The sequence below is a fragment of the Stenotrophomonas sp. GD04145 genome, assembly GCF_029835135.1.
Taxonomy (GTDB): Bacteria; Pseudomonadota; Gammaproteobacteria; order Xanthomonadales; family Xanthomonadaceae; genus Stenotrophomonas; species Stenotrophomonas maltophilia_P.
Window position 1 is genome coordinate 18,190 of the sequence record NZ_JAODZG010000004.1, and the last position, 20,823, is coordinate 39,012.

Consider the following 20,823-nt stretch of genomic DNA (forward strand, 5'->3'; position numbering starts at 1 on the left):
GCTCACGCCGCGCTGCCCTGCCTGAGTTCGCAAAGTGTGGAGGACGGCAGGGCACACCCGCGCCGTCCGGCCGGATTCATCATCGACAGCCAGGACGCAGCCGCCGACGAAGGCACTCGCTTCTGCGCCGCCACGCTGGGCGGCAGGCGCCCGCCCATCGGTGGCCCTGACCGGAAACGAGGACGGAGGCCACTGCCTCCGTCCCCGTCCGGTCAATTCACCTGTGCCACGCTCGGCGCCTGCGGGGACTGGCCCCAACCACCCAGCGCCTTGTATACGCCGACTACGCTGACGTTGACCTCCGCCTCGGCGGCCGCCAGTGCATCATCGGCGGCCAGCTGGGTGCGCTGTGCGTCGAGCAGGGTCAGGAAGTCTTCCGAGCCCTCGCGATAGCGGATCTGCGCCAGCGACTCGGCTCGTCGTGCGGCCTGCGCCTGCTCCACCACGATCGCCAGCCGTGCCTGCTGCTTGGAGTAGCGTGTCAGCGCGTTCTCGGTGTCTTCCAGTGCCAGCAGCACCGTCTGCTCGTACTGCGCGGCAACGCCCTCGGCCTCGGCCTTGCTGGCACGCAGACGTGCGCGCACGGTTCCGAAATCGAAGGCCGCCCAGCTCAACGACGGCGTCAGCGACCAGGCCTTGTTGTTGCCGTTGACCAGGCCATTGGCGTCGCCGCCGAGGAAGCCGACGAAACCGGAAAGCGACAACCGCGGGAACAGATCGGCCGTTGCCACCCCCACCCGTGCCGTGGCGGCTGCCAGCCGCCGCTCGGCCGCACGCACGTCGGCACGCTGGCGCAGCAGCTCGCGGGTATCGCCCAGCGGCAGCGGCTTGGCGAACGCCGGCACCTCATGCGGCGCGAGCATGTCGGCCAGTACTTCCGGGCGCTGGCCCAGCAGCACCGCCAGGCGATTGCGGGACTGCGTCTCGGCCACTTCCAGCAGGGGAATATCGGCCTCGATCGCCTTCAGCCGGGCACGGCTGCTCTGCACATCCAGCTCGCTGCCGGCCCCCAGTTCCCAGCGCGCCTCGGTCAGCTTCTGCGTATCACGCAGATTGACCAGTGTGTGCTGGGCCACGGCGATCCGCTTCTGCGTGCCGCGCAGCTCGAAGTAGTTGCGTGCCACTTCGGCGGCAACCAGTACCTGCGCATCGGCCAGGTTGGCCTGCTCGGCCCCCAGATCGGCGCGTGCCGCTTCGGCAGCACGGCGCTTGCGGCCGAACAGATCCAGCTCCCAGCCCGCATCGAACCCGAGCTGGTAGCTTTCACTGAACACCCGCTGCCCACCCAGCTGCGGATCGGGTTGCTTGCGGCGGTCGTAACTGCCGCCTGCGGTCACGTGCGGTGCCTGGTCGAAGCGGCTTTCGACGAACACCGCCCGCGCCTGGCTGACACGCGCCACGGCCACGCGCAGGTCGAGATTGCTCGACAGTGCGCCATGCACCAGCTCTTCCAGCACCGGGTCATCGAACTGCGCCCACCAGCTGGCAACCGGCGACGTGGTGCTGAACACCGGCTGCTCCGCGCCCTGCAGGACGACAGGCTCCTGCTGGGGTGCCTTGTAATTGGGACCGACGGTGACACAGCCGGCCAGCACGAGGCTGGAAACGGCCACCGCCAGGGTGCGGATCACCATGGCAGCACCTCGCCCAGATAGGTGAAGCTGCCGCTCGGGCCTTCATGGCCGATCAGCGCCATCTGCACGCTGGAACGCGCACCTTCGGCGATCTCGATCTCGCCGTGGCCACCATTCATGTCGGTCTTGACGTAGCCCGGGTGCACGGTGTTCACCTTGATCGGCGAGCTGCGGAGCTCGTATGCCAGGGCCAGCGTCCAGCTGTTCACCGCCGCCTTGGAGGCGTTGTAGGCCGGAATCTTGAAGTCATAGATGCCCGAACCCGGGTCGGCGTGCAGGGTCTGCGAGCCGAGGATGCTGGACACGTTGACGATGCGCCCGGCCTTGGCCTGCTTCAGCAGCGGCAGGAACGCCTGGGTCACCGCCACCAGTGCATATACATTGGTGTCGAAGGTGCGACGCCACGTATCCAGCGACTGCTCCGACGGTGCCTGTGCCGGGTTCTCGATCATGATGCCGGCGTTGTTGACCAGGATGTCCAGCCGGCCGTGACGCTGGCGCACCTGCTCGACCGCGTCGGCGATGCTCGCAGCGTCGGTAACGTCCAGCTGCAGCGCTTCCACCGGCAGGCCTTCCGCCTGCAGCTTCAGTGCCTGCTCCACCGCCGTCTCACGCTTGCGGCCGGCCAGCAACGTGTGCACGCCTTCCTTCGCCAGCTGACGCACGGTCTCGGCACCGATGCCACGGGTAGCGCCGGTAACCAGCGCGATCTTGTTCTGATGGGTGTTCATGGATTCATGCCTTTGGAGGGAGAAGCCGCCGCCGATCATCGACCGGCGGCGACGGGGTTCCGTATCAGTGATGAATGGTGGGCTCGCCGTGCTGCACCAGCTGGCCACCGCCGTTGCGGGTGACGAACTTGCGCAGGGCGACGTAGAACACCGGGGTCAGGAACAGGCCGAACAGGGTGACGCCCAGCATGCCAGCGAACACCGTGATACCGGTCACCGAGCGCACCTCGGCACCCGCACCATGCGAAAGCACCAGCGGCACGGTGCCGGCGATGAACGCGATGGAGGTCATCACGATCGGGCGCAGGCGCAGGCGGCAGGCTTCCAGCGCGGCCTCGACGATGCCCTTGCCGCCCATCTCCAGCTCACGGGCGAACTCGACGATCAGGATCGCGTTCTTGCATGCCAGGCCCATCAGCACCACCAGGCCCACCTGCACGAACACGTTGTTGTCGCCGCCGGTCAGCCATACGCCGAACAGAGCCGACAGCAGGGTCATCGGCACGATCAGGATCACCGCCAGCGGCAGCGACCAGCTCTCGTACAGCGCGGCCAGCACGAGGAAGGCCAGCATGATCGCCACCGGGAACACGATGAACGCGGCCTTGCCCTGGGTGGCCTGCTGGTAGCTCAGGTCGGTCCATTCGGTGGCCATGCCGACCGGCAGCACCTGCCCGGCGATCTCGGTCAGCTTGTTCATCGCTTCCGCCGAGGACAGCAGGCGCGGGTCGGCTTCGCCGGCCAGGTCCGCTGCCGGGTAGCCGTTGAAACGCAGCACCGGGTCCGGGCCGAACGTCTGCTTGATGGTCACCATCGAACCGATCGGCACCATCTCGCCGCGGTCGTTGCGGGTGCGCAGCTTGGCGATGTCCTCGACGCTCTCACGGAACGGGCCGTCCGCCTGGGCGATCACCTGCCAGGTGCGGCCGAACTGGTTGAAGTCGTTGACGTACGCCGAACCCAGGTAGGTCTGCAGCGTGTCGAACAGCTCTGTCAGCTGCACGCCCTGCGCCTTCGCTTTCACACGGTCCACTTCCGCATCCAGCTGCGGCACGTTGGCCTGATAGCTGCTGATCGGGAAGGCCATGCCCGGGGTCTGTGCAACGGTCCCCTGCATCGCCTGCACGGCATTCTGCAGCGCGCCGTAGCCCAGATTGCCGCGGTCCTCGATGAACATCTGGTAGCCATTGCCGTTGCCCAGGCCCAGGATCGGCGGCGGCATCATCGCGAACGCGAAGCCCTCCTGCAGGCCTGCGATCTTCTGGTTGATCTCGGCGTTGATCTCCGCCGCCGTCCGGCCATGACGCTCGTTGAACGGCTTGAGCGGAATGAACGCCACACCGGTGTTCGGGGTGTTGGTGAACTGCAGCGCGTTCAGGCCCGGGAACGAAATGGTATGCGCCACGCCGTCGGTTTCCTGGGCGATCTTGGCGACCTTGCGCAGCATTTCATCGGTACGTGCGATCGACGAACCTTCCGGCAGCTTCACGCCCGCGATCAGGTACAGCTTGTCCTGGGTCGGGATGAAGCCCGGCGGCACCAGCTTGAAGATCACACCGGTGCCGACCAGCAGGATCGCGTAGACCACGAACACGGCGCCGCGACGGCCGAGGATGCGCGCCACGCCGCGCTCGTACTTCTCCGAGCTGGACTTGAAGAAGCGGTTGAACGGGCGGAACACCCAGCCGAACAGGCGATCGATCAGACGGCTCGGGCCATCCTTCGGAGCGCCATGGGCCTTCAGCAGGCGGGCGGCCAGGGCCGGCGACAGGGTCAGCGAGTTGATCGCCGAGATCACCGTGGAAATGGCGATGGTGACAGCGAACTGCTTGTAGAACTGACCGGTGACGCCCGACAGGAACGCCATCGGCACGAACACCGCGCACAGCACCAGTGCGATCGCAATGATCGGGCCGGACACCTCACGCATGGCCTGGTGGGCGGCTGCGGTCGGCGACAGACCTTCTTCGATGTTGCGTTCAACGTTCTCCACCACCACGATCGCGTCGTCGACCACGATGCCGATCGCCAGCACCAGGCCGAACAGGCTCAGCGTGTTGATCGAGAAGCCCAGTACGTACAGCGCTGCGAAGGTACCGACCACCGACACCGGAACCGCGATCAGCGGAATGATCGACGCGCGCCAGGTCTGCAGGAACAGGATCACCACCAGCACCACCAGGGCGATCGCTTCAAGCAGGGTCGAGACCACCGCCTTGATCGAATCACGCACGAAGATGGTGGTGTCGTACACCGCTTCGTACTTCACGTCGGCGGGCATGGTCTTCTGCATCTCGTCCATCGTGGCGATGACCTTGTCGCGAATCTCCAGTGCATTCGCACCGGGCGACTGGAAGATGCCGATACCCACCGCATTCTTGCCGTCGAGCTGCGAGCGCAGGGTGTAGTCGCCAGCGCCCAGTTCCAGGCGGGCAACATCGGACAGGCGCACGATCTCGCCGTCGACACCGCTCTTGAGCACGATGTCGCCGAACTCCTGCTCGCTGCGCAGGCGGCCCTGGGCATTGATCAGGGTCAGGAACTGGCTGTTCGGCAGCGGCTCGGCGCCGAGCTGACCCGCAGAGACCTGCACGTTCTGCTCACGCATGGCACGCACCACGTCACTGGCCGTCAGGCCGCGCGAAGCAACCTTGTCCGGGTCCAGCCATGCGCGCATGGCGTAGTCACCACCACCGAAGATCTGCGCGTCGCCCACGCCGGGAATGCGTGCCAGCGCGTCCTTGACGTGCAGGCGGGCGTAGTTGCGCAGGTACAGGGTGTCGTACTTGCCATTGGGCGACGTCAGATGCACGACCATCAGGAAGGTGGGCGACTGCTTCTGCGTGGTCACGCCCTGCCGGCGTACGTCCTCGGGCAGGCGTGCCTGCGCCTGCGCCACACGGTTCTGCACCTTCACCGCCGCCGCGTCCGGATCAGTGCCCGGGCGGAAGGTGACGGTCATCTGCAGCACGCCGTCGGAACCGGCGACCGACTTGAGGTACATCATGCCCTCGACGCCGTTGATCGCCTCTTCAAGCGGCGTGGCGACGGTTTCGGCGATGACCTTGGGATTGGCGCCCGGATAGACCGTGCGCACGACCACCGACGGCGGCACCACTTCCGGGTACTCGCTGATCGGCAGGATCGGAATCGTGATCAGGCCTGCGGCGAAGATCACGATCGACAGTACCGCCGCGAAGATCGGCCTGTCGATGAAGAAACGGGAAAAGTCCATGGAGGAATTCCTGGGAAATGCCGCCGGCGGGCAACAGCCACCCTGCCCCTCGCCGATATGACGAAGGCAGGGAAGGCCGCCGCTGGCGCCGGCAGCTAAGCGGAAACTCGGATCAGGAGACGGCGGATCAGCGGTTCAGCGCAGCAGTGGCATCACGGCCTGGTGCGGCGGCCGCAGCCGGCTGCATCGCCACCGCCTTGGCCTGCACCGGCATGCCCGGCATGAAGACCTTCTGCACGCCATCGATGATGACCTTGTCGCCTGCGGACAGGCCCTGCTCGACGATGCGCAGGCCTTCCGCCGTGCGGCCAAGGCGGATGTCGCGGCGCTGGGCCTTGCCATCCTTGTCGACCACGTACACGTACTTGCGGTCCTGGTCGGTCAGCACAGCCTTGTCGTCGATCAGCATCGCCTGGAACTGGCCACTGCCCAGCAGCTGCACACGGGCGAACAGCCCCGGGGTGAACTGCCGGTCGGCATTGTCCAGCAGCGCACGCACGCGGATGGTGCCGGTGCTGCGTGCAACCTGGTTGTCGAGGAAGTCGACCTTGCCCGCGTGCGGGTAGCCTTCTTCACCCGACAGGCCAACCTTCACCGGCAGGTCGCTGTCGCGCTCGCTCGGGCGCTCGCCCTTGCGTGCCATCTGCGCGTAACGCAGGAAAGTGCTTTCGTCAGCATCGAAGTAGACGAACACGGTGTCCAGCGAGACCAGCGTGGTCAGCACGCTGGCGCTGTCGCCGGCGGTGACCAGGTTGCCCGCGGTGACCATCGCGCGGCCGGCACGGCCGTCGATCGGCGCACGCACCTTGGTGAACTCCAGGTTGAGCCGGGCAGCATCCAGTGCCGCCTGCGCGGCCTGCACGGCTGCGCCGGACTGGTCTGCCGCAGCGCGACGCTGCTCGGCGGTCTCGGTGGAGATCGCCTGCTGCTCGGCCAGGCGCTTGGCCCGCTCCGATTCACTGCGGGCCAGGGTTGCCTGGGTGCGGGCGCGGGCCAGTTCTGCGGCGGCGCGATCGTACTCGGCCTGGTAGCTGCGCGCGTCGATGGTGAAGAGCACATCGCCCTTCTTCACTTCCTGGCCTTCGACGTAGTTGACCTTGTCGATGTAGCCGGACACGCGCGGACGCAGTTCAACGCTCTGCACCGCCTCGATGCGGCCGCTGAACTCGTCCCATTGGCTGATCTGCTTGACCAGCACCGGCGCTGCGCTGACCTGCGGCGGGGGCGGTGCACCGGCTTCTTCGGCATGGCCGCCACTGCAGGCAGCGAGCACCGCCGCGGCGAGGATCGACACGCCGACCATCGCAATGCGATGGCCGAAACGATGTGGGGTGGTTTTGGGGGAAGTCATGGCATGCATCCGTACGGAGGGGTGGTACAGCTAATGAAAATGGCTATCAAAAAGTGCGGCGTATGCTGCAACCTCAACCAAGGTCAAGGTCAAGCGACACCCACGGTGTCGCGCCACGGTGGTGGAACTTCCAGTCGCAGCAGGCCCCGCGGCAGTTCCGCATCGCTGCTGTCGCAGCGAACGATGGCGCGGTTGTCGCGGCAGCCATCAAGCAGCGACACCACGCGCCGGCCGACCAGCAGCGAGCTCGGCCACTCGATGCAGGCGTTGGCGGCGTTGGCCGGTGTACACACCGGGCTGCACACCTCCAGCATCTGCGCACGGACACCGACCGCCTGTGCTTCCTGGTGCACCACCTGCGCGTACATGCGCAGGGCGGCGGTGGTGATCGAGGTCTCGCCGTAGCCGGCCCAGGGCTTGAGACCGGCAGGGCTGCCGATCATCACGTAGCGCCGCGCATGCACGTTGTCGCGCAGCAGCGGCAGCAGGTGGCGTACCGCATGCACATGGGGCATCAGGTCGGCCTGCAGTGCGCCGAGCAGTTCGTCGCCCTTGCGGTCCATCACCCGGCCACGGTTGTAAGGACCGCCCATGGCCGCGATCACCGCCGCCAGCGGCCGCGGGCGCTGCGCGACGCGCTCGGCCAGGACCTGCGCCGAACCGTCGTCTGCCAGTGAACCCAGCATGGTCTGCAGGCCGGGCTCATCGGCGAACTGCGCTTCCAGCGACGCCAGCCGTCCTGGATCGCGGCCGACCACCAGCACCGGGCTGCCGGCTTCCAGCAGCGCACCGACCACGCCCTGGCCGACCGCACCGGTTCCGCCGAGGACCAGGACTTCGGGCATCAGAATCCCATTCACGGGACATTTCCTCCCAAATCCGGGATAGTCCCGATTCGGCGCAGTCGATCGCTCTTCTGCGGCGCCAAGCGGATGGCACCGCCACGCTGCTGCCGCATGGGCGCGGTAAACTCACGGAAATCCTTGTGCACCAAGGAACTCGGGCGGATCTCAACGGTCATCGCCAGATCCAGGGCGTTCTGGCCGGCATGCCGGAAACGGGCAAGAATGTTGCGCAGGCTCATGGCGGGGGGACTCCATTTCACGAATGGCGCCACGATAGACCTCAAACCTTTACTTGATTAGTCCTGATTAAGGGGAATAATCATCCCGTTCCCGGTCCAATCGATCTGTCACGATTGTCCCACCCCCGACGTCCAGGACTCCCGACCATGTCCCACGATCTCAATGAAACGCTGATCTTCGTCAAAGTGGTCGAGCAGGGCAGCTTCATCGCAGCTGCCAAAGCGCTCGGCCTGCCCAAGACCACTGTCAGCCGCAAGGTGCAGGAGCTGGAGACGCGGCTGGGCGCGCGCCTGCTGCACCGGACCACGCGCCGTCTTGGCCTGACCGAGGCGGGCTCGATCTACCACGAGCACTGCCAGCGCATCGCGCGCGAGCTGGAAGAAGCCGAGAGCGCGGTCAGCCAGTTGCAGTCCGGCCCACGCGGCTGGCTGCGTTTCACTGTGCCCTACTCCATCGGTATCACCTGGATCGCGCCGTTGCTGGGGCAGTTCCATGCGCAGTACCCGGAAATCCGCCTGGACATGCACATGGGCAACGAGAAGCTCGACCTGATCGCCGGTGAAGCCGATCTGGCCCTGCGCGTCGGCGCCCTGCCCGATTCCAACCTGGTCGCACGCAAGCTCGGCAGCCTGCGCACGCAGGTGTTCGCCAGCCCAGCCTACATCGAGCGCTACGGCGAACCACTGCACCCGGAAGAGCTTCAGTTCCATCGCATCCTGGCCATGCGCAAGCCCTACCACACTGGCAATTCACCGCGCTTTACCTGGCAGCTGGGCGAGAACGGAGGGGAACTGCGTGACTTCCCGGTGACGCCGCTGATGACGGCCAACGACATGTCCGCGCTCAACGGCGCGCTGGTGTGCGGTGAAGGCCTGCTGCTGACCGGCGATGTGATGGCCAAGCCGTTCGTCGAGTCAGGCATGGTCCGTCGCGTGCTTGCCGGGTGGACAGGTCCGGAGGTGGATTTCAACGCGGTCTTTGCCGGCGGCCGCCTGGTCTCGCCGAAGGTGCGCGCATTCGTCGACTTCCTGGTGGAGAAGCTCAACTTCGACGCCAATTACATGCTGGCGCAGTGCCCTGGCGCGAAGCTGGCGCGGCAGCAGCAGGAGCAGGAAGATGCCGCGCTTGAGATCAGCGGCAAGCGGATCCTGGAGAAGGTGGCCGCGCCGGCGGCGTGAAGCGGGGCCTGCCCGGCGTCATGCGGTGCGCGGTTCCAGCAGATGCTCGATCAGTGCCCGCAGCTTCGGCTCGGCCTGGCGCCGGCTGGGGTAATACAGGAAGAACCCTGCGAACCACGGGCAGTACGGCTCCAGCACGCTGACCAGTTCCCCACGCTGCAGCCACGGGCGCCATGTGTCCTCCATGCCGAAGGCCAGCCCGGCGCCCGCCAATGCCAGGCGGGTCATCGTGGCCATGTCATTGCTGGTGATCTCCGGCTGCACATCGACGCTGAACTCGCGTCCGCGCTCTTCGAATTCCCAGCGATAGGGCGCCTTGCGTGGTGCGGCGCGCCAGCCGATGCAACGGTGCCCGGGCAGCTCGCGCGGGTGCCTGGGCATGCCGTGCTGCTGCCCATACCGCGGAGTGCACACCACCACCTGCCGCTGCCGGCCGGACACCGGAATCGCCACCATGTCCTGGGCGATCACCTCGCCCAGACGCACGCCCGCGTCGAAACCCGCCTCGACGATGTCGAACTCCTCATCGGTCACCGTGATGTCCAGCTGCAGCTCCGGGTGCCGGGCGGCGAAGCTGGCCAGCAGGGGACCGGCCAGGAAATGCTCGGCAATGGAGGACACGGCCAAGCGCAGCTGGCCCTTGAGGGTGCTGCCGCGACGTAGCGTGGACTCCACGGCGCTGCCCAGCTCAGCCAGGGCGGGTCTGACCGCCGCAAGCAGCGCCTGGCCGGCATCGGTGAGGTTGACGCTGCGGGTGGTGCGCAGCACCAGAGCGACACCGAGCGACTGTTCCAACCGGGCGATGGTCTGGCTGACGGCCGACCGGGTCACGCCCAGTTGCTGGGCCGCCGCGGTGAAGCTGCTGCAGTCGGCTACCCGCTGGAACACCGCGAGCGCATTGAGATCGACGGACATTGGTTAGCGGATCTATACAAGGTAGTCAGCAGTCGCCATCTTATCGCGACGAGGCAGGCCGTCTACCGTGACTGCACCGGGCACGACCCGGCATTTCCCCCTAGCGCTTCCGGAGACCTGCCATGAGCCATTCCCGAACCATCCTGATCACCGGTGCCTCCAGCGGCATCGGCGCCGGCATCGCCCGCTCGCTGGCGCAGCCGGGCGCGCGACTGGTGCTGGGCGCGCGCCGCCTCGAACGGTTGCAGGCACTGGCGGATGAACTGCGCCAGCACGGCGCCGACGTACGCGTGCATGCGCTGGACGTGACCCAGCGCGCGCAGGTCGAGGCGTTCGCCGCGTCAGCCCTGGAGGAATTCGGCGCCCTTGATGTGATCGTCAACAATGCCGGTGTGATGCCACTGTCGCCGATGGCATCGCTGAAGGTGGACGAATGGGACCGGATGATCGACGTCAACATCCGCGGTGTACTGCACGGGATCGCAGCCGTGTTGCCCCATATGTGCGCACGCGGCCGCGGACAGATCATCAACATCGCGTCCATCGGCGCGCTGTCGGTCGTACCGACCGCTGCGGTCTACTGCGCCACCAAGCACGCGGTACGCGCCATCTCGGAGGGCCTGCGCCAGGAACACCGCGAGCTGCGGGTCACCTGCATCCACCCCGGCGTGGTGGAAAGCGAGCTTGCGGACAGCATCACCGACCCGGTCGCCGCCGAAATGATGGTCGGCTATCGCGCCATCGCCCTGCAGCCGGATGCGATCGGACGCGCGGTGCGGTTCGCCATCGAGCAGCCCGACGACGTGGACGTGAACGAGATCGTGGTGAGGCCGACGGCCGCGGCATGACCCGGCCACCGTTCCTGCGGCAGGCGCCGCGCGGCGCCGCCAACGAAAATGCCGCCTGCAAGGGCGGCATTTCCGTTCCGGCCGTGCCGGACCTGCGCGTTACTGCTGCAGCGGAATCACGCGGATTTCAACACGGCGGTTCTTGGCACGGCCGGCATCGGTGCTGTTGTCGGCAATCGGGTACGCCTTGCCGGCGCCCAGCGTTTCGATACGCACGCTCTGCACGCCCTGCCCGATCAGGTACTGGGCGACCGAATCGGCGCGCTCCTTGGACAGGCGGTTGTTGACCGCATCGCTGCCGATGCTGTCGGTATGGCCGACCACTTCGATCATGGTCTGGTTGTAATCACGCAGGGTGCCGGCCACGCCGTTGAGCGCGCCGTAGAACTGCGGCTTCAGTGCCGACTTGCCGAAATCGAAGGTGATGCCGTCGGGCAGGTTCAGCATGATGTTGTCGCCCTGGCGCTGCACATCGATGCCGGTGTTGGCGGTGCGCTCGCGCAGCGCGCGTTCCTGGCGGTCCTGGTACTGGCCCACGGCCGCGCCACTGAGCGCGCCGATGCCTGCACCGATCAGCGCGTGCTGGCGGCGCTCGGTCGCACTGTCACCGCTGAGCAGGCCGGCGGCCACGCCAATGGCGGTACCGATCAGCGCGTTGCGACCGGTCCGGTTCTGCTGCTCGGTCGGGTTGCCGTACTGATCGCTCTGCACGTAGGAACCGCCGGTGGCGCAGGCCGACAGGACGGCCGCGCTCATCAGGGCCAGTGCGACATTGCGGGTGGTGTTGCGGATCATGATGGTCTCCTTGGTTTCCGGTCGGGCCGGCGGCTTGCGGGCCGCCCAGAGGATAAACAGCAGGACGCGATGCCGGGATGATGAACACGCCGCTCGACAGGCCCTTGTTCAGCTAGCTGTCTGGAACCCCGCGGCGGCGCTTTACCCCGCTCCCGACTGGCGGTAGGCGGCGAGCGCTGCATCCCGGCCGGCGGCCAGATCCACCAGGGGGCTGCGCGGATACTCCGGCGCGTGCTCGGCCAGCCACTGCGGATGCTGCCACGGCGCGAAGCGCGCCTTCACCGGCAGCGCCGCCAGTTCCGGTACCCAGCGGGTGATGTAGCGCGCCTGAGGATCGAACTTTTCGGCCTGGGTGACCGGATTGAACACGCGGAAGTAAGGCGCTGCATCCGCACCGGTACCGGCCACCCACTGCCAGCCCATCGTGTTGTTGGCCAGGTCGGCATCGACCAGTGTGTCCCAGAACCAGCGTGCGCCATGCAGCCAGTGCGCGCGCAGGTGCTTGCACAGGTAGCTGGCGACGATCATCCGCACCCGGTTGTGCATGTAGCCGGTATGCCACAGCTCGCGCAGGCCGGCATCCACGATCGGTACGCCGGTGTTGCCGCGCTGCCAGTCATGCAGCTGGCCGGCGCTGGGCGTGGCCCACGGAAAGCGGTCGAAGCGCGGGTTGAGGTTGCCGGTGGGGGTCTCCGGAAAGTGATGCAGCAGGTGGTAGGCGAAGTCACGCCAGCCCAGTTGCCGCAGGTAGCCGTCGATGTCGGCGTCGGTACCGGCGCTGCGCAGCCCTTCCAGCGCATGGGCGATGCGCCAGGGCGCGATCTCGCCGAAGTGCAGGTGCGGTGACAGCCGCGAGGTGCCGACCCGGTCAGGCAGGTCGCGCTGCGCGCGATAGCCTCGCAGCGCGCCGTCCTCGAACACCGAAAGCGCCTCCAGCGCGCCGGCCTCTCCCGGCTGCCAGTGCTCCCAGAAGCCGCCGTCCCAGCCGAGCGCCGGTGCCAGCCCGAGCGCCTGCAGCGACTCGCCTTCGATGGCATGCGCTGCCAGTGCCGCGGGCGCCGCCTGCAGCCCGGGCAGGCGCCAGTGACTGAGCACGTTGCGCCAGTAGGGGGTGAACACCTTGTACGGCTGCCCCTGCTGGGTGGCGATATCCCACGGCTCGAACAGCAGACTGCCGTTGCAGCTCTGCGCATCGATGCCCTGCTCGCGCAGCGTGCGCTTGATGGAGGCATCACGTGGCTGGGTGGCGGGCTCGTACTTGCGGTTCCAGTACACCGCCGTGGCACCGGTCCGTGCGATCAGTGCCTGCAGCACCGGCAGGCTGTCGCCGATCTGCAGCACCAGGGAAGAACCGCGGCCACGCAGATCCGCATCCAGCGCGGCAAGCGAGCGATGACGCCAGGCGTTGGATGCCGCTCCCGGCGCCCACTCGCCTTCTTCGTGCGGCGCGTGGATGTACACAGGGACCACATCGTGCCCCGCATCCAGTGCGGCCTGCAGGGCCGGATTGTCCTGCAGCCGCAGGTCGCGACGGAACCAGACCAACGCTACCGACACGTGCACCGCCTTTGCTGTGGAAGGCGGCCATGATAGCCAGCACAGGTGAAGACCGCGCAGGGGTGCAACGCCGTCCGCAGCCGGACTACTTCCCGGCGTCGAAACGCTGCATGGCTTCGCGGATCAGCGTACGCGCCTCGGCCGCGTTGCCCCAGCCCTGCAGCTGCACCGGGTTGCGTCCGGCTGGCAGATCCTTGTACACGCGGAAGAACGCCTCGATGCGCTGCCGCTCGATCTCCGGCAGATCGGCCAGATCGCGGACGCCTGCATAGCTCGGATCAACCTTGTCGGTCGGCACGCCGATGACCTTCTCGTCATGTTCGCCGCCATCGATCATCTTCAGATAGCCGATCGGGCGGAAGCGGATGATCACGCCAGGATGCAGGGGCTCACGGGTCAGCACCAGCGCGTCCAGCGGATCGTTGTCGCCCGCCAGCGTGCGCGGCATCGAACCATAGTTGGCCGGATAGGCCACCGGCATCGACTGGAAGCGGTCGACGTGGACCAGCCCGTCGTCCTTGATCTCATACTTGGTGAAGCTGCCAGCGGGAATTTCCACGGCCAGGTTCACCTCCTGCGGTGCCTGCTGCGGCTGGGCCGCCAGGAACGGATGCAGCACCGCATCAGCGGCGGCCACCGCACCGGCCAGCAACAGCAGGGCGGCACCGATGGCAGCGAGAGGAACGATGCGTCGGGGCATGGTCATCGGCGACTCCTTATTCCCAGCAACGGTCGGCGCGACCCTTGGCAGTCTGCGCGCGCGGGCAGTCGCGTGGCGTGATGCGGCCTTCGGTCAGCTCCGTGCGCTGCTTGCCCCCGCTGGCGTCGCGGTGCAGCTCGAAAGCATCGTACAGCTGCCCGGTCACCGTGCGCGCCTCGTAGCGCAGGCGCTGCGGATCGATCCGCAACACCTGGAACAGCTGGGTGTCCTCGGCCACCGGGGCCATCGTCCTTCGGGCTTCATCGGAAAGACGGTACTGCTTCGGTCCCGCCACGGTCACCACATACTGTGGTGTGGCGGCCTGTCCTTCGCCACGGCGGCCATAGGTGTGGTCGTGCCCCTGCAGCACCAGATCCACCTGGTGACGACGCACCACCGGCAGCAGCACGTCACGCAATGCGGCGTTCTCGCGGCCTTCGCGCGGCGAGTAGAAGGGCTGGTGCAGCATTACGATGGTCCACGGCTGCGGATTGCCGGACAGCACCTTGTCCAGCCAGTGTGCCTGGGCCTGGGCGGTGCCGAGATCGAGTGCCGAGGTTCCATCAAGCACCGCCACGCGCACGCCCTGCGCATCGAACCAGTAGCTGGTCTGCTGCGCGGCAGCGGCGCCATTGCCCGGCAGTGCGAAGGTCACCGGCCAGTGCCGGCCCAGCACACGGCGTTCCTGCGGAGTGTCCTCGAACTCCTCGAAATACTCGTGATTGCCGATGGCAGGCGCCACCAGTGTTTCCTGCGCCAGCCAGGCGGTGGCAGCGAACCATTCGCCCCATTCACTGTCGTCCACACCGTCGCCGCCGCTGACCAGGTCACCCGCGAACAGGCTCAGGCGAGCGTCCGGTGCCGCCTTCTGCGCGGCCCGGATCACTCGGCTGACGTGACTGAGATTCTTGTTCTGGGTATCGCCGAAGTACAGCAGCGTCAGCGGCTGCCCGGCGGCCGCCAGCGTGCGCAGCTGGTTCCATGCACTCCAGCCTGCCCTGCCCTGCACACGGTAGATGTATGCGGTATCCGGCTGCAGGCCATCGATGTCAACGCGGTGATGGTGCGACAGGCCGTTCTCGGTCTGCAGCGCCCGCGTGGTCGCGCGCAGCGCGCGAATGCCTTCGATGGCCGGCGAATCGCCGGCACGCGCGATCTCCAGCAGTGGCGCCTGTACGCTGCCATCCGTGCGCCAGGCCACGGCGAATCCGTGGCTGGGGTCGGCCGAGGGCGAGGCAACGATACGATCCGGCAGTGGCGATGCCGCATAGTGGCGGCTGCCCGCAGGCACCTGCGTGTTGGGTTCGACCGCCGCGGTGACCAGCAGCGGCAGGGCCAGCAGCAGGCTGGCGACGAACGCGCGCGTGCTGTGCCGCCTCATGCGCCACACTCCAGCGGCAGCGCCAGCTGCCTGGCAATGCTTTCCCAGTCAAAGGCGACCACGCCCTGATCGTCATGCACCGCGTACAGCGCACCGTGCGGGAACCGCGTGCTGGGCTGCTGCATCAGCCAGATGCCATCGGTGTTGGCCACGGTATTGCCCTGGAAGGCACCGACCGGCTTCAGCGTGTGCCGATCGAAAAGATGGAACACGCTGCGCTGCTTGCCCTGCTCGGTGGTGATCCACCAGCCGTCCTTGCCGCAGGTCCGCAGGGTCACCCCTTCGGCCTGCGCCTTGAACACGTCACGGCCGAAGGTGGTGCCGGTGAAGCGGCCTGCCAGCGTATAGACCTTGAACTCGCTGGCGTAGCTCTCATCCTCTTCGGCAATCAGCAGACGGTCGTTGTCCGGATCGCCCCAGATCGATTCGACCACGCGCAGCGCACCGGCCTCACTGGTGTCGCCGATGTCGGCGATGCGCTTCGCGTCGATCTTCGCGCCGTCGCGGGAAACGTGGTACTGGCGCACGCGCTTGTCCAGTTCCGCCAGCGGCGGCAGGATGTCGCGGCCCTGTGCGTCCTCGCCGTTGTCCCAAGAGTCCGTGACGTAGACGCTGTAGCCGTCCGCCCTGCGATCGACCCACAGCCCATAGGGCTTGCGCAGATCTTCGGCAGCGAACGTCGCCAGCGGTGTGAAGTCCGGCAGGGACAGGACCTGGACCCGGTGATTGTCGCGTTCCACGATCCACAGCAGGTCGTCGGTCACGGCGATGCCATTGGGGCGATCGAACTGTCCCAGGCCGGTACCGGTGGCACCGACGTCGCGCAGGTGACGGCCGGTGCTGCCGTCGTACACCACCAGTTTGTCGGTGGCCTTGGCGGTGGCGATCAGCCAGATCTGCCCGTCCGGCGCCCGCCAGGTTGCAGGCGAATCGATGTTGTCGGCGGGGGTGAGTGGCGAGACGAACGCCTCGGCAACGGTGGCCACCGTGCGCGCCGGAGGCGTCGGCGACGCCGCATGTGCTGCCGGCGCGCGGTCGGCCGCTGGCGTGCAGCTCACGACCAGCGCGGTTGCGATCGCTGCCACGAGCCCCGGAACGTGCCGCCCCATCACAGCGCCACCTTCAGGCCCAACGCATAGGTGCGGCCATATTCTTCCATCTGCAGCGTGCGCGAGCGCGTGCCCTGGTACAGCTCCAACGGCTTGTCCAGCAGGTTCTGCGCCTCGAAGTACAGGCTGACGCGCGGGCTGAACCGATAATCCAGCGAGAAGTCGAGCTGCGTGTTGGGTGCCACGTAGATGTCGAATGCACGGCCCTTGCCGATGCTGTCCAGATATTCGCTGCGGTACACCGCAGCCAGGCGGGTGCTCAGGCCATATTTCTCGTAGCCGACATGCGCGCTGTACACGTGCTTGGAGGCACGCGGCAGCGTGAAGTCCTCGCCGGCACGGTCCGCGATGCCGGCATCGAATTCGGTATCCAGCCAGGTGCCGCTGGCCCCGACCAGAAGACCGTCAAAGCCTGCCGGCAGGAAGGCCAGCTGCTGCTGCCAGTTGAACTCGGCGCCGCGTACCGTGGCCTTGCGGCCATTGATCGGCTGCGTCACGTCGAAGCCGTCGTAGTCCGGATCGTTGGTACGCACGGTTTCCACGATATAGCCGTCGATGGACTTGTGGAACAGGCCAAGCGAAACGATGCCGGTGCTGCCGATGTACTTTTCCACCGACAGGTCGATGTTCTTCGACTCGTACGGATCCAGCTCGGGATTGCCCAGCCGCACTTCCTCGTCGCCGCGGCTGTAGCCCACACGGGGCGAAACGTCGCCGAAGGACGGGCGCGAGACGGTCTTGTTGGCCGAAGCGCGCAGCACCCAGTCATCGGCTGCGTCGTAGCGCAGATGCAGGCCCGGCAGCACATTGGTGTAGCTGTTGTTGGCCACGCGCGGGGTGACGGTGAAGCTGCGCCCGTTGGCCGCCACCTCGACCTGGTTGCCCACCGCCCTGAAACGGGTGTTCTCCACGCGTGCGCCGCCGATGATGCGCAGCGCGCCGATATCCCAGGTCCCCATCGCATAGCTGGCGAAGATGTCTTCGCTGGCCACATAGTCCTCTTCCAGCGATGCCAGGGCATTGGCGCCGGCATCCTGCGGCCGGGCGCTGTACTGGCTGCCATTGGCCGCCCAGTACGCCCGCATCGCCGCCGAATCCATGCCATCGCCCAGGTTGCCATGGCGATGCTCGGGGGCCGACGTGGTCCAGCTCGACAGTGCCACCTTCGGGCCCACCCGCAGCTCACGCTCGTCGGTATTGACATCGCGGTCGCGCCAGCGGCCCAGCAGGCCGAACTTCAGGCTGCTGCTGTCGCCGTCGAAGCGTACGTTGACCTGCGCGCTGTGCTCCTTGTCGTTGACCTGCTTGGGCGAAAGCACGAAGCGGTCGAAGGCGTAGTTGCCGTTGTCCAGCCACTGCGGGTTGTCGAAACTGTAGGTCGGCAGCCGGCTGCGCTGGTCCAGGGTGCCGTTGAAGTCATCACCATCCAGTGTGAACCGCGCCTCCATCTCGTCGTTCACCCGCTCCTCGGTGCGGGTGTAGCCGATACGGTAATCGACCACCGCGCGGGTCAGCCGGTTCTCGCCACCGAGGCTGGCTGCGAAGGTGTTCTCCTTCTTGGTGCGGTAACGCATGCGCTTGTCGATCGCATCGCCCGGCATGTCATCCAGCCGGTACTGGTCGGTGCCGGTGCGCACCATGTCGGCATCGTCGAAATTGAAGATCACCCGCTGGCGGGTCTCGGCATCGTCGAACTGGCTGTACAACGTGCGCAGGTAGTACTTGCTGTCTTCATTCGGGCGCCAGTCCAGGTTGAGGTTGGCGCCGATGCGCTTGCGCTCGATCTCGTACTTGCGGTGCTGCAGGTTGATCGCGGTGACATCCCCCGGTGCAGCATCATCCTCGCCGTCGTACTCCACTTCGGTGTTGTCCGATTCAAACCTGCGCTTCTGGTAGTTCACGCCCAGCGCGATGCCGAACGTATCGGCGAACACTTCGCTGTAGTTGAAGGCGGCCTTCGGGCTGGTTTCGCCCGAGAGCTGCTGGTGGCTGCCTTCGATCTTGGCACGCAGGCTGCGCCCGTCGCGATCGAATGCCGAGGCCGATTCGACCAGGACCGCACCGCCGATCGCGTCGCCGGGCATGTCCGGCGTTGGCGACTTGACCACGCGCAGCCGCTCGGTGGAGTCGGAGGGAATGACATCCAGCGGTGCAGCGCGGCTGGAGTCCTCCGGCGTACCCACGGCGATTCCATCGACGCTGACGCTGTTGAGGTTGGCGTCCAGGCCCCGGATGACCACGAAACGGCCTTCGCCCTGGTCGCGGGTGACGCTGATGCCGGGTAGACGCTGCAGCGATTCGGCCACGTTCTTGTCCGGATACTGGCCAAGGGCGTCGGAAGACACGGCGTCTTCGATCGCGTCGCTGCTGCGCTTCAGATCGACCGCGCGGATCTGCGATTCGAGCTGCGCACGCACCTCGACGCGGTCCAGGTCGATCGCATCGACCGCCGCTGCCCCCGTGGCGGCGACCGTCTGCTGCGCGGCGGCCTGCAGCGGAGCGCTGGCCCCCATCGCCAGGGTCAGCGTGATGGCAACGGCCAACGGAGTCTTGATATGCACTGGGAATCCCCATTCCTGTTAAGAATGGGTCTGGACGGTATGTCCGCAAGGTTGCATGGCCATGACAGACGCCCTCGATCCGCGCCCGCTGGCTGCGCTCCGTTTGGGGTTCCGCACCCCGATCCGGCAGAATGATCGCCTCTCCCTTCCCCCTTTCCGACCATGAAGATCGTCGAAGTGCGCCACCCGCTGGTGCAGCACAAGATCGGCCTGATGCGCAACGCTGCGCTCAGCACCAAGGATTTCCGCGAACTGGCCAACGAGCTGGGCACGCTGCTGGCCTATGAGGCCACCGCTGACCTGGACACCGAGCCGCACACCCTGCCCGGCTGGGCCGGTCCGGTGACCGTGCAGCGCATCGCTGGCGCCAAGATCACCGTGGTGCCGATCCTGCGCGCCGGCCTGGGCATGCTCAGCGGCGTACTGTCGCTGATCCCTGCCGCCCGCGTGAGTGTGGTCGGCCTGCAGCGCGATGAGGAAACCCTGCAGCCGGTGCCGTACTTCGAGCGCCTCACCGGGCGCCTGGAAGAGCGCGATGCGCTGATCCTGGACCCGATGCTGGCCACGGGCGGCACCCTGATCGCCACCATCGACATGCTCAAGCGGGCCGGTGCGCGACGCATCAAGGGCATTTTCCTTGTCGCCGCTCCGGAGGGCATCGACGCGGTCAAGGCAGCGCATCCGGATGTGGAGATCTACACGGCGGCAATCGACGCCCAGCTCAACGAAAAGGGCTACATCCTGCCGGGCCTCGGCGACGCGGGCGACCGCATCTTCGGCACCCGCGTCGGCTGACCGGTGCGGCGGGGTCAGATCCCTTTCGCAGAAAGGGCTCCGACCCCGGCACTCACCCCAGTGCGCGCGCCTTCAGTTCACCCTGCTCGTGCAGGGTCACGAAACGCCCCTTGTCGTCGCGACCCAGCTGGGCCAGTGCGACCTGCGGGTCGTGGGTGAAGAACAGATGCACGTTGCGCGCCAGCTTGTCCTCCAGGAACTGCCGCTTCTCGTCGATCAGCAGTTCCGCATTGCGGTCATATCCCATGGTGATCGGCACATGCACCCACGAGCGCCCCGGAATCAGGTCAGCGCAGAACACCACGCCACCGTGCGCGACCTCGCCTGCATGCCCATGGCCGACGATCTCGGCCAGCATCAGCCCCGGCGTATGGCCATCGCTGTAGCTGAAACGCACGCTGCGCCCCAGCGCCCGGGAGAACTCGCCGTCGACCACTTCCAGGCGCCCACTGGCCTGCAGCAGCCCGGGCAGCTCCGGGATGAAACTGGCCCGGTCGCGCGGGTGCGGCTGAAGTGCGCGCTGCCAGTGCTGTGCACCGACCACATAGGTGGCATTGGGAAACAGCAGTTCGGGCTCGCGCCCCTCGCTCCATGCTGCGAGCAGACCACCGGCGTGGTCGAAGTGCAGGTGGCTGAGGACCACCACGTCGATGTCCTCGTGTTCGAAGCCCGCCTCACGCAGCGAATCGATCAGCACGTGCTGGCTTTCCTGCACGCCATAGCGCTCGCGCATGCGCGGATCGAAGAACGCGCCGATGCCGGTTTCAAACAGGACCGTCTTGCCTTCCAGCGGGCTGGCCAACAGCGCGCGGCATGCCAGCTCGATACGGTTCAGCTCATCCGGTGCCGCCCATTTTTCCCACAACGCACGGGGTGCGTTGCCGAACATCGCACCGCCGTCGAGGCGCTGCGAGTTACCACGAATCGACCAGAGTTTCATGCGCCGAT

Annotated in this window: 17 protein-coding genes; 3 read left to right on the plus strand and 14 right to left on the minus strand. The window is 66.8% G+C overall.

Features of this window, described 5'->3' with window-relative positions:
* Positions 1-212: 212 nt before the first annotated feature.
* The 6 genes from N7367_RS03230 to N7367_RS03255 form a co-directional block, all read right to left on the minus strand.
* On the minus strand, positions 213-1,634 hold the full coding sequence (locus tag N7367_RS03230; RefSeq protein WP_053517459.1) for an efflux transporter outer membrane subunit: 1,422 nt from the start codon (positions 1,632-1,634) through the stop codon (positions 213-215).
* On the minus strand, positions 1,628-2,365 hold the full coding sequence (locus N7367_RS03235) for an SDR family oxidoreductase (RefSeq protein WP_128990667.1): 738 nt from the start codon (positions 2,363-2,365) through the stop codon (positions 1,628-1,630). Before N7367_RS03235 ends, N7367_RS03230 begins: the two co-directional genes overlap by 7 nt.
* 64 nt (positions 2,366-2,429) lie before the next feature.
* Positions 2,430-5,600, minus strand: a complete 3,171-nt coding sequence (locus N7367_RS03240; RefSeq protein ID WP_279941721.1) for a multidrug efflux RND transporter permease subunit — start codon at positions 5,598-5,600, stop codon at positions 2,430-2,432.
* Between the two features lie 127 nt (positions 5,601-5,727).
* Positions 5,728-6,951: an efflux RND transporter periplasmic adaptor subunit gene (locus tag N7367_RS03245; protein ID WP_065181297.1), complete on the minus strand. Its 1,224-nt coding sequence runs from the start codon at positions 6,949-6,951 to the stop codon at positions 5,728-5,730.
* A gap of 89 nt (positions 6,952-7,040) precedes the next feature.
* On the minus strand, positions 7,041-7,811 hold the full coding sequence (locus N7367_RS03250) for an SDR family NAD(P)-dependent oxidoreductase (RefSeq protein ID WP_074901312.1): 771 nt from the start codon (positions 7,809-7,811) through the stop codon (positions 7,041-7,043).
* The gene (locus N7367_RS03255) at positions 7,808-8,035 is read right to left on the minus strand and encodes a hypothetical protein (protein WP_053517540.1); all 228 of its coding nucleotides are present in this window, start codon (positions 8,033-8,035) and stop codon (positions 7,808-7,810) included. Before N7367_RS03255 ends, N7367_RS03250 begins: the two co-directional genes overlap by 4 nt.
* Before the next feature lie 147 nt (positions 8,036-8,182).
* On the opposite strand from N7367_RS03255, the gene N7367_RS03260 reads away from it, so the two are divergent.
* Positions 8,183-9,214 carry a LysR family transcriptional regulator gene (locus N7367_RS03260; RefSeq protein WP_065174970.1) on the plus strand — a complete coding sequence of 344 codons (1,032 nt, stop codon included), beginning with the start codon at positions 8,183-8,185 and terminating at the stop codon, positions 9,212-9,214.
* Positions 9,215-9,232: 18 nt separating this feature from the next.
* On the opposite strand, the gene N7367_RS03265 is transcribed toward N7367_RS03260, so the two are convergent.
* The gene (locus tag N7367_RS03265; RefSeq protein WP_279941722.1) at positions 9,233-10,129 is read right to left on the minus strand and encodes a LysR family transcriptional regulator; all 897 of its coding nucleotides are present in this window, start codon (positions 10,127-10,129) and stop codon (positions 9,233-9,235) included.
* A gap of 122 nt (positions 10,130-10,251) precedes the next feature.
* Between N7367_RS03265 and N7367_RS03270 the strand changes: the two genes are divergently transcribed.
* Positions 10,252-10,977: an SDR family oxidoreductase gene (locus N7367_RS03270; RefSeq protein ID WP_279941723.1), complete on the plus strand. Its 726-nt coding sequence runs from the start codon at positions 10,252-10,254 to the stop codon at positions 10,975-10,977.
* A 99-nt stretch (positions 10,978-11,076) separates the two neighbouring features.
* On the opposite strand, the gene N7367_RS03275 is transcribed toward N7367_RS03270, so the two are convergent.
* The 6 genes from N7367_RS03275 to N7367_RS03300 all read right to left on the minus strand — a co-directional run bounded on the left by N7367_RS03275 (position 11,077) and on the right by N7367_RS03300 (position 19,080).
* On the minus strand, positions 11,077-11,772 hold the full coding sequence (locus tag N7367_RS03275) for an OmpA family protein (protein ID WP_053517326.1): 696 nt from the start codon (positions 11,770-11,772) through the stop codon (positions 11,077-11,079).
* A gap of 141 nt (positions 11,773-11,913) precedes the next feature.
* Positions 11,914-13,329: a deoxyribodipyrimidine photo-lyase gene (locus N7367_RS03280; protein WP_279941724.1), complete on the minus strand. Its 1,416-nt coding sequence runs from the start codon at positions 13,327-13,329 to the stop codon at positions 11,914-11,916.
* An 85-nt stretch (positions 13,330-13,414) separates the two neighbouring features.
* Positions 13,415-14,035 carry an inorganic diphosphatase gene (locus N7367_RS03285; RefSeq protein ID WP_065174967.1) on the minus strand — a complete coding sequence of 207 codons (621 nt, stop codon included), beginning with the start codon at positions 14,033-14,035 and terminating at the stop codon, positions 13,415-13,417.
* 10 nt (positions 14,036-14,045) lie between these two features.
* Positions 14,046-15,410 carry a metallophosphoesterase family protein gene (locus tag N7367_RS03290; protein WP_279941726.1) on the minus strand — a complete coding sequence of 455 codons (1,365 nt, stop codon included), beginning with the start codon at positions 15,408-15,410 and terminating at the stop codon, positions 14,046-14,048.
* The gene (locus N7367_RS03295) at positions 15,407-16,519 is read right to left on the minus strand and encodes a phytase (RefSeq protein ID WP_279941727.1); all 1,113 of its coding nucleotides are present in this window, start codon (positions 16,517-16,519) and stop codon (positions 15,407-15,409) included. Before N7367_RS03295 ends, N7367_RS03290 begins: the two co-directional genes overlap by 4 nt.
* Positions 16,519-19,080: a TonB-dependent receptor gene (locus tag N7367_RS03300; protein ID WP_279941728.1), complete on the minus strand. Its 2,562-nt coding sequence runs from the start codon at positions 19,078-19,080 to the stop codon at positions 16,519-16,521. Before N7367_RS03300 ends, N7367_RS03295 begins: the two co-directional genes overlap by 1 nt.
* 162 nt (positions 19,081-19,242) lie before the next feature.
* On the opposite strand from N7367_RS03300, the gene upp reads away from it, so the two are divergent.
* Positions 19,243-19,875, plus strand: coding sequence for a uracil phosphoribosyltransferase (gene upp / locus N7367_RS03305; RefSeq protein ID WP_053517320.1), 633 nt, complete (start codon positions 19,243-19,245; stop codon positions 19,873-19,875).
* 52 nt (positions 19,876-19,927) lie between these two features.
* On the opposite strand, the gene N7367_RS03310 is transcribed toward upp, so the two are convergent.
* The gene (locus tag N7367_RS03310) at positions 19,928-20,815 is read right to left on the minus strand and encodes an MBL fold metallo-hydrolase (protein WP_279941730.1); all 888 of its coding nucleotides are present in this window, start codon (positions 20,813-20,815) and stop codon (positions 19,928-19,930) included.
* Positions 20,816-20,823: the final 8 nt, after the last annotated feature.

Coding starts and splice junctions, on each gene's coding strand:
- N7367_RS03275 (WP_053517326.1), bottom strand. CDS start 11,772: ATGATCCGCAACACCACCCGCAATGTCGCACTGGCCCTGATGAGCGCG.
- upp (WP_053517320.1), top strand. CDS start 19,243: ATGAAGATCGTCGAAGTGCGCCACCCGCTGGTGCAGCACAAGATCGGC.
- N7367_RS03260 (WP_065174970.1), top strand. CDS start 8,183: ATGTCCCACGATCTCAATGAAACGCTGATCTTCGTCAAAGTGGTCGAG.
- N7367_RS03255 (WP_053517540.1), bottom strand. CDS start 8,035: ATGAGCCTGCGCAACATTCTTGCCCGTTTCCGGCATGCCGGCCAGAAC.
- N7367_RS03270 (WP_279941723.1), top strand. CDS start 10,252: ATGAGCCATTCCCGAACCATCCTGATCACCGGTGCCTCCAGCGGCATC.
- N7367_RS03240 (WP_279941721.1), bottom strand. CDS start 5,600: ATGGACTTTTCCCGTTTCTTCATCGACAGGCCGATCTTCGCGGCGGTA.
- N7367_RS03310 (WP_279941730.1), bottom strand. CDS start 20,815: ATGAAACTCTGGTCGATTCGTGGTAACTCGCAGCGCCTCGACGGCGGT.
- N7367_RS03235 (WP_128990667.1), bottom strand. CDS start 2,365: ATGAACACCCATCAGAACAAGATCGCGCTGGTTACCGGCGCTACCCGT.
- N7367_RS03230 (WP_053517459.1), bottom strand. CDS start 1,634: ATGGTGATCCGCACCCTGGCGGTGGCCGTTTCCAGCCTCGTGCTGGCC.
- N7367_RS03265 (WP_279941722.1), bottom strand. CDS start 10,129: ATGTCCGTCGATCTCAATGCGCTCGCGGTGTTCCAGCGGGTAGCCGAC.
- N7367_RS03295 (WP_279941727.1), bottom strand. CDS start 16,519: ATGGGGCGGCACGTTCCGGGGCTCGTGGCAGCGATCGCAACCGCGCTG.
- N7367_RS03245 (WP_065181297.1), bottom strand. CDS start 6,951: ATGACTTCCCCCAAAACCACCCCACATCGTTTCGGCCATCGCATTGCG.
- N7367_RS03285 (WP_065174967.1), bottom strand. CDS start 14,035: ATGACCATGCCCCGACGCATCGTTCCTCTCGCTGCCATCGGTGCCGCC.
- N7367_RS03290 (WP_279941726.1), bottom strand. CDS start 15,410: ATGAGGCGGCACAGCACGCGCGCGTTCGTCGCCAGCCTGCTGCTGGCC.